The sequence below is a fragment of the Nocardia sp. NPDC005978 genome, from assembly GCF_040614455.1.
Lineage (GTDB): Bacteria > Actinomycetota > Actinomycetes > Mycobacteriales > Mycobacteriaceae > Nocardia.
Window position 1 is genome coordinate 1 of the sequence record NZ_JBEXUS010000178.1, and the last position, 10,291, is coordinate 10,291.

Annotated in this window: 9 protein-coding genes; 3 read left to right on the forward strand and 6 right to left on the reverse strand. The window is 68.0% G+C overall.

The features are described from left to right. From ABZ319_RS38735 to mftF, 3 genes are all read right to left on the reverse strand, one after another. A partial coding sequence (locus ABZ319_RS38735; protein ID WP_354991574.1) for an AMP-binding protein occupies window positions 1–2,344 on the reverse strand: 2,344 nt, incomplete at its 3' end. 514 nt (window positions 2,345–2,858) lie between these two features. After that, the gene (locus ABZ319_RS38740; protein WP_354991575.1) at window positions 2,859–4,208 is read right to left on the reverse strand and encodes a GAF domain-containing protein; all 1,350 of its coding nucleotides are present in this window, start codon (window positions 4,206–4,208) and stop codon (window positions 2,859–2,861) included. Window positions 4,209–4,568: 360 nt separating this feature from the next. After that, on the reverse strand, window positions 4,569–5,969 hold the full coding sequence (gene mftF, locus ABZ319_RS38745; RefSeq protein ID WP_354991576.1) for a mycofactocin biosynthesis glycosyltransferase MftF: 1,401 nt from the start codon (window positions 5,967–5,969) through the stop codon (window positions 4,569–4,571). A 231-nt stretch (window positions 5,970–6,200) separates the two neighbouring features. Here mftF and mftR2 point away from each other — a divergent pair, with 231 nt between their 5' ends. Further along, the gene (mftR2, locus tag ABZ319_RS38750) at window positions 6,201–6,821 is read left to right on the forward strand and encodes a mycofactocin system transcriptional regulator MftR2 (RefSeq protein ID WP_354991577.1); all 621 of its coding nucleotides are present in this window, start codon (window positions 6,201–6,203) and stop codon (window positions 6,819–6,821) included. 43 nt (window positions 6,822–6,864) lie between these two features. Further along, the gene (locus tag ABZ319_RS38755; RefSeq protein WP_354991578.1) at window positions 6,865–7,920 is read left to right on the forward strand and encodes a ferredoxin--NADP reductase; all 1,056 of its coding nucleotides are present in this window, start codon (window positions 6,865–6,867) and stop codon (window positions 7,918–7,920) included. Window positions 7,921–7,988: 68 nt separating this feature from the next. Here ABZ319_RS38755 and ABZ319_RS38760 read toward each other — a convergent pair whose 3' ends face one another. Next, the gene (locus tag ABZ319_RS38760; protein ID WP_354991579.1) at window positions 7,989–8,528 is read right to left on the reverse strand and encodes a transglycosylase SLT domain-containing protein; all 540 of its coding nucleotides are present in this window, start codon (window positions 8,526–8,528) and stop codon (window positions 7,989–7,991) included. Between the two features lie 211 nt (window positions 8,529–8,739). Beyond that, window positions 8,740–9,483, reverse strand: a complete 744-nt coding sequence (locus tag ABZ319_RS38765) for a DNA alkylation repair protein (RefSeq protein WP_354991580.1) — start codon at window positions 9,481–9,483, stop codon at window positions 8,740–8,742. A 91-nt stretch (window positions 9,484–9,574) separates the two neighbouring features. Between ABZ319_RS38765 and ABZ319_RS38770 the strand changes: the two genes are divergently transcribed. After that, window positions 9,575–9,871 (forward strand): hypothetical protein, encoded by a 297-nt coding sequence (locus ABZ319_RS38770; RefSeq protein ID WP_354991581.1) that lies wholly within the window; start codon window positions 9,575–9,577, stop codon window positions 9,869–9,871. On the opposite strand, the gene ABZ319_RS38775 is transcribed toward ABZ319_RS38770, so the two are convergent. Continuing rightward, window positions 9,868–10,291: hypothetical protein (locus ABZ319_RS38775; protein WP_354991582.1), on the reverse strand; the 424-nt coding region annotated here is incomplete at its 5' end. The two genes, ABZ319_RS38770 and ABZ319_RS38775, sit on opposite strands and share 4 nt — an antisense overlap.

Here is a 10,291-nt window from a genome sequence, read left to right on the forward strand (position 1 = left end):
CCAGCGCCTGCGCGCGGTGCTGGGCCGTGCGGGCGGGCAGCGCCTCGCCCGAGGCGAACACGTGCCGCAGGCCGGACAGGCCCGCGACGTGCTCGTCCGCGAGCCCGGCCAGGAACGCGTCCAGCATGGAGGGCACGAAATGGGCCACGCTCACGCCGTACTCGGCGATGACCGCGCGCAGGTAGGCCGGATCGCGATGGCCGTCCGGCTGCGCCAGCACCAGGGTCGCGCCGGTCTGCAGGGGCCAGAAGAACTCCCACACCGAGACGTCGAAGGTCGCGGGCGTCTTCTGCAGCACGACGTCGGCGGCGCCCAGTTCGTAGGCGCTCTGCATCCACACCAGGCGATTCACGATCGCGGCGTGGGTGACGGCGACGCCCTTGGGGCGGCCGGTGGAACCGGAGGTGAAGATGACATAGGCGGTGTTCTCCGGCCGCAGCGCGGACCGCCGCTCACCGGCGGCGATCGGCGCGCCGGAGACGGCGTCCAGGTCGAGTTCGTCCACGCACACCGCGGCGATCTCGTCCGCCGGGCGATCGGCCGTCCTGGTCAGCACCAGTGCGGGAGCGGCGGTGTCGAGGATGTGCGCGATGCGATCGGCCGGGTTGTCCGGATCCAGCGGCACGTAGGCCGCGCCCGCGGCCTGCACCGCGTACATGGCGATGACCAGCTCCGGGGACCGGCGCAGATGGAGCGCGACCCGGTCCTCCGGACCGACGCCGGCCGAAATCATATGGCGGGCCAGCTTGTTGACGCGCGCGGCCAGACCCGCGTAGTCGAGATCGCGCTCGGGCTCGTTCGCGAAACGCAGCGCGGGCGCCGCCGGGGTACGCGCGACCTGGTCCTCGAACATCGACACCAGCGTCGCGCCGGCCGGGACCGGGCGGGCCGTGCTGTTCCACAGCCGCAGCACGACGTCGCGCTCCAGCTCGGTGCTGACGTCCAGCGCCGTGATCGGGGTGGCCGGATCGGTCTCGACCAGGCGCTCGAGCAGGCGCAGGAATCGCGCGTGATGCCGGGCGATCTCACCGGCGGAGTACAGATTCGGATTCACCTCGAAGTCGAGGTGGACCCGGTCGTTGTCGCCGTAGAAGACATTGAGGCTCATGTCCTCGATGGGGCCGGTCGACATGATGTGCAGCCGCCCGCTCAACTCGCCGAAGTCCAGGCGGTTGTGGAACAGCATGATGTTGACCATCGGGCCGAACAGCGCGCGGGTGGCCGGGCGGTCCTCGTGCTCGGCGTCGCGGCGAATGTCCTCGTGCCGGTAGCGCTGATGCCGCAGCGCGCCCGAGACCTCGACCCGGGTCGCGGTCAGCAGATCGCCCCAGGTGGCCTCGGCGCCGAGGCCGATGCGCAGCGGCACGATGTTGGACAGCATGCCGACCGAGCGGCGCATGACCGCGGTGGTGCGCGCGGTCACCGGCAGGCTCAGCACGACTTCGGGCTTGCCGGTCATCAGGCCCAGGTAGGCCGCGAACGCCGCGAGCACGACGACCGGAAGACCCGAATCACTCTGCGCGCCAACCTCTTCGATGCGCTCCTGCAGCTTCGCGGGCAGCGCGGCGCCGAACACGCGGTTCCCCGCGTTGCGCGGGGCCGTGCGGCTGTTCAGGGTGGTCGCGCCGTCCAGGCCGCGGGTGCGCTCGGCCCAGTGGGCGCGGTCGACCGCGAACCGGGTGCTCTCGCGGTAGGCGAGTTCGCCCGCCACGATCTCCTGCGGGGTGCCGACCTTGACCACCTCGGGCTCGAGGCCCAGCTGATGCGCGGTGAAACGCTTGGCGGTCCACTGCATGACGCTCATGGCGGCGTAGCCGTCGCCGACGATGTGGTGGGCGCGGACGTACCAGAAGTACCGCTGGTCGGCGACGTGGATCAGGGTCGGCGCGAACAGCTGATCGGTCAGCAGATCCAGCGGGCGGACCAGGTCGGCGCGCATCCACGCGTGTGCGGTGGCGATGGGATCCGCTTCGCCGCGCAGATCCATGTAGACCTGCGGGGAGTCGACGGCGGTGAGGTCGAGGTACTGGCAGGGCTGTCCGTCGACCTCGGCGAAACGCAGCTGCGAGGTGCGCCAGATCGCGACGCCCTCGTCGCCGACGCGCAAGAGCAGGTCGACGTCGAGGTCACCCTGGATGTCGACGTACTGGGCCATATTGACCGGGACGTCGGGTTCGAGCAGCTGCGCGTACCAGAGTCCGACCTGGGCGGGACCGAGCGGGAAGGGCTCCGAGGCGCCCGGCGGGAGTTGCGCGACATCCACGTTCAGATCGCTGCCGGCGGCCGTCGCATCGCGCCGCGACGCGTTGTCCGGACCGATACTCCCCAACTCCGTACCCTGCACCAGAGCCTCCTTCTTCAGACTTGCCCGCTATGCGGCCGAACGGGTTTCCGGGCAGCACGAAATAGGCCTTGGGTATCGAGGGATCCGATACCCGAAGCCGCGAAATTCGCACTGCTCCTGGGTGATTCGACGAATGCGCGACGTCTTCCACGACGTGTACGCGCGTGCTTCAACTAGCGCTCGAACCGATCGGGGTCCCCGCGATCCACGATCGGGATGCGACGGCTCGATGGCCGTTCACACCATGGGTGTACTGCTTGCCGATCTCCTCCAACTCACCGCCGAGCGATGCGCACCGCGACCGTCCGCGAACCTCGCGTTGTCGCCTGCATCACACTTGCCGTCCATGCATTGCGAAGACTAGGCGGTACGTGAATAAAACGGAACTTTTTCCCCGAAAAAAGTTGGACGAGCGTCTAGTTGGTTGGGGAGATTACGCGGAGACCGCGATAAATGTGGGTACAGCCACATGACAAGGCCAACATGTGACCGAGGGCACTTCCGATTGCGAAGACTATGAGTCGAAACGTTGCATCTGCGTTGCATCCGCACCCAGGCGGCGATCGAGCACGCGAATCTTCGCCTCGATCTGGGCATACAGAGGTGAATCGCGGTCCACGGTGGCCCGATAGGCCGCCCACGCGGCAGCATCGTCACGCCCTTCGGCGCCCGCGGTCCATCGGCTGAGCACCGAGGTCTCCCCCGAGCGCAGCACGGCCGTGCGCAACCGCACGCGCAATTCATCGCGAATGTCTATAACTCCCGGAGCGTTCGAACGCGGCAGCGCCGGGCCCGAGTACAGCCGTACCGCCGAGTCCACGTCCCCGGAATCGAGCGCGGCACGCAGCGCCTCCACATCCGTGGCGATCGGAACCCGCAGCCGGTACGGGCGCGAACCGAAGACATTGGGACCGACCACCGAGCGCAGCCGGGACATCGCGGCGCGAATCGTGGCGTTGTCCAGATCCGCGTCGTCGAGCAGCAACGCCAGATGATCCGCGGACAGGCCCTCGGGATGCTCGCCCAGCAGCAGCAGAATCTCGGCGTGCCGCTGCGACAGCGGAACTCGCTCGCCGGCCACCGTCAATTGCGGCTGCCCCAGACCCAGCACCTCTAGCCCCAGACGCTCGGGCACCGGCGCTTCCCCGGCCCGGCGATCCTGCCCCGACCGCACCGCGGCCAGCAGCAGATCCATCTCCATGGCCGTGGCCGCCGCCTTGACCAGCGCCAGAATCTCCGGCCGCGCCACCCGCACGCCACCGGCGATCATCAGCACCCCGACCAGCCTGCCGTCCGGATCATGTACGGGCGCAGCGGCTCCGGTGATCTGATGCATGCGATGCAGGAAGTGTTCGGGACCGTGAATCCAGGCCGCGCGACCGGTGCGCACCACCAGGCCGACCGCATTGGTGCCGACCCGGCGCTCACTGAGGTCGTTGCCCTCGCGCACCCCGGCCTCGGACGCCGCCTGCACCCGATCCGGATTGCCGTGCACCGAGAGCACCCGGCCGAACTGATCGGCCACCACCACGATCAGGCCCGTGCTGGTGGCATCGCGCAGCAACAGCTTGTCCACCAGCGGCATGACCGCCGCGATCGGATGCGCGTCGCGATAGCGTTCGAGATCGGCTCCGCGCAGTCCGCGGCCGTCGTTTTCATCGAGTGGATCGACCCCGCCGCGCAGGCTGCGCAACCACGACTCCAGCACCATGGGTCGCAACAGACCCGGTAGCTGACCGAGCTGGTCGCCGCCCACACTGAGGTATCCGTGGGCTTGCGCGGCATAGGCCTCGAGCGCACCCAACTGAGTGCCCGGCTCGGCGCCGTGCTGCGGACTGCTCCCACCTGCGAGATTGCTAACCATTTGCCTTTCTTTCCCGAACCAAAGAGTACCGACGGCGATCCGAACCGAAGTACGAAGCCGTTCGTTTGTCCCGCAGGTCACACCCGGATCCGAGCCTCGCGAAATGTGACCCTCGCCAAGTCGGGTATGCCCGGCGAGCTCACACCTCACGGTGTAAGCGCAGGCACTGCGAGGATTTCCACGCCCGGGCCGGGCGGGCGGCGCGGGGCGCGGGCCGGGAGAACGGGCCGTTAGCGGGCGGTTCGGGAAGGGACGCGCACGGGCGCTGTCCGGGACCGCCGCGCCCGGCGCGGCGGGGATCCGCAGCCGCGTCCGGCGCCGGGCGGCACGGCCGGCCGGGCGCGGGTACGGGGTGGGAATTCAGTTGGGCGGCAGGGTGGGTCGCAGGACCGCGGCGCTGCGCAAACGCGCCGCACCCCACCACAGGCCGGTTCCGTAGGCGACGTCGTCCAGGGTTTTGCAGGCCACGTAGCGGGCGGGATCGAGGCTGCCGGACTCACGATGGATGAACCAGTCGGCCAGACCGTCGGCCACCGCGATGGTGACCGCGAGATGGCGGATGCGCCGGGAGCAGAGCATGCCCAGCAGGGTGACCGGCCAATAGTGCCGGCACAGGGAGGAAGCCAGGCGCCAGAGCCCGCCGGAGAAACCGCGCGCCATATATATGGCCGCCACCCGCGTCGGATTGTCGAGGTCCGCGAACACTCTGCGTAGTCGGAACAGCGTGGCGACCAGGGTCACCGCCCCGCCGAGCACGCCCCAGCGGGTCAGCGTCCCGAACAGCAGCGCGGCCACCGCGGTCCAGATGGGAATCGACAGCGGCGCGGCCATTCCCGCATGCCGCCGCCCCAGCGGAGCCACCCCCGTCCCATGGTTCACCTTGTGAGCGAACCACTTTCGCAGGGACACCGGATTGCTGTGCGCGACACGGGCGGCGGGTTCGTACCGCAGTCGCCAGCCCGCGCTGTCCAGGCGCCAGCAGAGGTCGATATCGCCTCCGGCGGCCATGGATTCATCGAAACCGCCCTCGGACAACAGGGCCAGCCTGCGCACCAGCAGCGCGGTGCTCGGCACGTACGGCACCGCGCCGTGCGCCTGCACCGCGGACTCGCGGCGGCCGCGGTGCACCGAACCGCGGGTGTGCTCGTAGCGGGCCAGGAGCGTGGAATCGGGATCCATGGCCAGGATCCGCGGGGCCACCAGGGCGACCTTGGGATCGCTGAAGTGCCCGAGCATGACCTCCAGCCACCCGGTGCGCGGTACCACGTCCGGATCCAGGAAGGCCACGAATTCGGTGGCGGCCGAGCGCAATCCGAAGTTGCGCGCGGCGGCCGAACCGCGGCGGCGATCCCGCCGCAGCACGGTCACCCGGCAGCGATGGGCACGGTTGGCCGGAATGCGCACGGGCTTGTCGGAACCATCGTCCACCACGATCACGGTGTACCCGCGCAGCGCCGTGAGCAGGCGCGCGAGTCCCTCCGGGTCGTTGTGCACGGGCACGATGACGGTGACGTCCTCGAGCGAAGGCAGCAGGCGCGGACGCGGATTCGCCACCCCGGAATCGAGCAGACGTCTGGCAACTCGAGCGGACGTAGGGTCTGTCACCTCGAGGTACCCGTCACCGATCATGGCCGCAGCCTCCGGTGCGAGGCGGAGCATTCGGGTCGGTGAGCCACCGACCAGGAACCGTCCACCGGAGTAAGTGCGCACCCTGGGATCGATCCGCACCCCGAAACCATCGGGAAGACGATCATGGCGCATTCCAGGAATGCTAGGCCAGCACACACTTGGCAATCATGATTGGCGCGCCGCCGCTCGTCGGATAGTCCGTTTTCCTCATCGCGCTCTCCCGGGGCCGGACCATCGCGCCGGGCGGCGCTCTAGACTGCGGGATGGCTGGCGCACCTGCGAAAAACAGGAAAAGCGGCAGGTAACAGGCAGGGTCCGAAATTCCGGGCCCACGGTGGTCGAGGTGGTATGGGAGTCGGGCGCATGCAGACAGGCGGGGGCGGCAACACCCTCTCGGAATCGGAGATCGTCGAAGCCGCGTTGCGCGTGGTTCGACAGGACGGCGTGGAGAAACTCTCCATGCGACGGCTCTCCCGCGAACTCGGTGTCTCCCCCATGGCCCCCTATTACTACGTCGCGGACAAACGCGAGCTACTCGATCTGGTGGCCACCGCCGCGCTCACCGGAGTGCGCAAGCCCCCACCGGAATTCGGCGGGTGGCAAATGCGCCTGCGCGACCTCATCGACCAGATCGACGAGAAATTGCGCAGGCACCCGGGTCTCGGCGATGTGCTGATCGAACAGATGCTGGGCAAACAGCTCGATCTCATCGCGGCCGTCATGGAAATCCTGTTCGACGCCGGATTCGACGAGCGCAATGTGCTGTCCGCGTATGCGACCATCCACACCTACCTGTTCGGCCGCGGCAAGGTGAACCCGCGCGATCACGGGGCCCTCGCGGATCGGGTGCTGCCCGAAGCCGTCGAACGGGCCATGAAGCATATGGGCGACCTGCGTGGGAAATACTCCTACGACTTCTCCATGGACGTGCTGATCGCCGGACTCGAGGCTCAGCTTGTCCGGCAGCGCGACAGCCACGTATAGTCAAACTAGAACACGTTCTAGTTTGTCGGTTCGAGAGGACACTATGACCACCGTCGACGTACCGCACAGCTCGCGGTCAGCCGTGCTGCGGGTCTCCGCGGTCATCAATGAGACGGCCGACGCCTGCTCGCTGGTATTCGACATTCCCGAGGAACTGCGGGAGCGCTTCAGCTACCAGCCGGGCCAATTCCTGACCCTGCGCATTCCCAGCGAGCTCACCGGATCGGTGGCCCGCTGCTATTCGCTGGCCAGTTCGCCGCACGTCGACGACAAGCTCAAGGTGACGGTCAAGCGCACCGTCGACGGCTACGGCTCGAACTGGGTGTGCGACAACCTGATCGCCGGCTCCGAGATCGAGGTGCTGCCGCCGTCCGGCGTCTTCACCCCCAAGAACCTGGACACCGATCTGCTGCTGTTCGCGGCGGGCTCGGGCATCACCCCGATCATGTCCATCGCCAAATCCGCACTGGCGCGCGGGAACGGCCGCATCGTGGTCGTGTACGCCAACCGCGATCTGGAATCGGTCATCTTCGCCGCCGAGCTGCGCGAACTCGCCGACAAGCACCCCCAGCGACTGCTCGTGCTGCACTGGCTCGAACCGCTACAGGGCCTGCCGACCGTCGAGGCGCTGGCCACCCTCACCGCGCCCTACGCCGCGTACGAAGCGTTCATGTGCGGACCCAAGCCGTTCATGGATCGGGTGCACGACGCGCTCGCCCAGCTCGAGGTACCGCGCAATCGCACGCACGCCGAGGTCTTCAATTCGCTGTCCGGCGATCCGTTCGCCGATGTCGCGCCCACCGAGATCAGCGACGAGGAAGCGGCCGACGCCGCGACCGTCGAGGTCGAACTCGACGGGCAGACCCACGAAATGACTTGGCCGCGTAGCCAGACCCTGGTGGACATCATGCTGTCCAAGGGACTCGACGTGCCGTACTCCTGCCTCGAGGGCGAATGCGGCTCGTGCGCGTGCACCGTCGTGGAGGGTTCGGTCGAAATGGAGAACGCCGAAATCCTGGACCCCGAGGACATCGCCAACGGCTACATTCTCGGCTGCCAGGCCCGGCCGGTCACCGACCGCCTGAAGATCCAGTTCTAGAACCGGTTCACCGGATGCCGAAATCGGCCGTCGCGACATTGTCGCGGCGGCCGATCGACGTTGCGGGATCAGTACGCGCCGAAGACGTTCGCGATGGTGCCGTAGCGGTGCGCCGCGTAGTTGCAGGCGGCGGCGATATTGGCCACCGGATCGTAGATATCCCAGGAGGTGCCCTCGACGTGGTACGCCTGGAAGGTCGGATCGATCACCTGGAGCAGCCCCTTGGACGGGATGCCCATGGCCGCGTTGGAATCCCACAGGTTGATGGCCTGCGGGTTGCCGCCGGACTCGCGAATGATGTTGCGGTGGATGCTGTCGTAGTCGCCGGGGATGCCGTGTTGGGCCATCACGTGCAGCGCGTTCTTGATCCAGCCGTCGAGGTTGTTCTCGAACACCGGCGGGAGCAGGTCGTTGTACGGCGCGGGCAGCGTCCGGACGAACTGCTGCACCTGGTCCTGCTGCGGCTCCGGGAGCGTGCGCGCGAACTGCTGCGCCTGCTCGACGGGCTGCTGCAGTTCCTGCGGGACGCCGGCGACATCGGCGTGCGCGGTCACGGCGGGGGCTGCGGCGACCGCGGCCAGGACGACAAGGGGAAACAGTTTTCGCAAAGGATGACCTGCTGACTTGTGTGGTGAACACCGCCTCGCCCCGCGGCGGATTTCCGCATGGAGGTCGAGTCATCCGGGCTATAACCGGACGCACGGTCTGTTCTTGGCAAGTCACAGAATGATTGCGCCAAATGAACGTAAACTGAACGAAAGATGAACACCTGGGGGCGACGCGTTCGCCGCACCCCCTGGAGCACGTCTTATAGCAAGGTCAACGCAGGGATCGGTAGTGCTGCCGCTGCTCGGAAGAAAGATGTTCGGTGGCGTAACTCAGCGCCGTACGGCCCATATCGGCGGCATGGGCGTCCAGGAAGGCCAGCAGCGTCCCCTGATCGACCCGCTTGCCGATCTCGCGCAGCATCCACCCCACCGCCTTCTGAATCAGATCGCGGCGATCGGGCAGCAGCAGTTCGCAGAGTTCGACGGTGGTGGCCGGATCACCGGCCTTGATGAAGTGGAACGTGGTCAGCAACGCCACCCGCCGCTCCCACAGCGACTCGCGCGCGGCCAATCGGAAAAGCGGATCGCGCGAACGTTCCGCGAACCACGGACCCAGCGTGTATTCCGCCGACGCGTCCACCAGATCCCAGTTGTTCACCCGGCCCCGGCGCACCGCGGCCAGATACAACTCCACGATTCGCTCCTGCGCCGCGATATCGCGACGCCGGGGCGAGACGGCCCGCGCCATCCAGCCGTTCAGAATCACCAGACCCGCGAGGCGATGCTCGTGCACCGGGCTGTCCAGCAAAAGGTCGATCTGCGCGAGCGGCAGTTCGGCGAAACGTTTGGCCACCTTGCGGGTCTGCGGCACGCGCACGCCGATGAATTCGTCACCCGCGCCGTACTCCCCCGGCCCGGTCTTGAAGAAGCGCCGCAAATGCACGGCGTCACCGGGATCGGCGACCGCGGCCAATTCCGCCTGCACGGCCGCGGCCGTCAACTCGGGCTTCGTCACCGGACCATAATCGGGCACGGCGTCCGCGGACCGCCGCGCACACGCCGAAATACGCTTTCCCCCGGTGTATTCCATGCGCGAGAATCCGGCCATGGCCGAGAAATGGATGCCCGGCGGCCCGGCGGGTCCGCGAATGACCGTCGAGGCGGCCTTCCTGGTGACCGGACGCGGCGTCATCGTCGCGGGCACGATCGACAGCGGGGAATTCCGGCCCGGGCAGACCGTGCGGGTCAGCGGACCCGGCGGCAGCTTCGACAGCACGGTGCGGGCGATCGACATCTTCTGCCGGCAGGGGGCACGGAAGAACAATCGAATCGGGTTGCTGCTGACCGGAGTTCGAAAGGAACAGTTCGAGGCGGGTCAGCAGATCGTCGGATGGATCGACTAGCGAGCGGTTTCGGCCGCGGCCTGTAACAGCACCTCGCCGAACCGCCGCATGTGATCGGGTCCGCCGTACCAGGCCGCGACCAGATCCACTGCCGCCGAACGGGTCCGGCGCGCGACCTCGGCGAGCTCGGCCACCGTGATCTCACCGGCCTCGGCCTGGTCCGCGGCGATGTCCAGATCATGGGACGCCAGGAGCAGGCGCATGATGCTGTGCAGATCCAGATTCGGGGCGTCCTCCGCGCGGAACTCGCGCGAGCGCGCCGCCGGGGACGGAATCGTCCGGGCCGCTTCGGGTTCCGACGCGAGACCATCGGACGCGGGTGCGGCCGCATCGGCGGATACGGCGGCGGCACGGCGCGACCCGGCGACGCGCGTGGTCTCGGAATCCGAAGCGGCGCGGCGCGAGCCAGCGGGCGCCGCG

What these genes read in the sequence shown, in the direction of transcription:
- mftR2 (WP_354991577.1), top strand. Translation starts at nt 6,201, where the DNA reads ATGCAGACAGGCGGGGGCGGCAACACCCTCTCGGAATCGGAGATCGTC.
- ABZ319_RS38755 (WP_354991578.1), top strand. Translation starts at nt 6,865, where the DNA reads ATGACCACCGTCGACGTACCGCACAGCTCGCGGTCAGCCGTGCTGCGG.
- mftF (WP_354991576.1), bottom strand. Translation starts at nt 5,969, where the DNA reads ATGCGCCATGATCGTCTTCCCGATGGTTTCGGGGTGCGGATCGATCCC.
- ABZ319_RS38770 (WP_354991581.1), top strand. Translation starts at nt 9,575, where the DNA reads ATGGCCGAGAAATGGATGCCCGGCGGCCCGGCGGGTCCGCGAATGACC.
- ABZ319_RS38740 (WP_354991575.1), bottom strand. Translation starts at nt 4,208, where the DNA reads ATGGTTAGCAATCTCGCAGGTGGGAGCAGTCCGCAGCACGGCGCCGAG.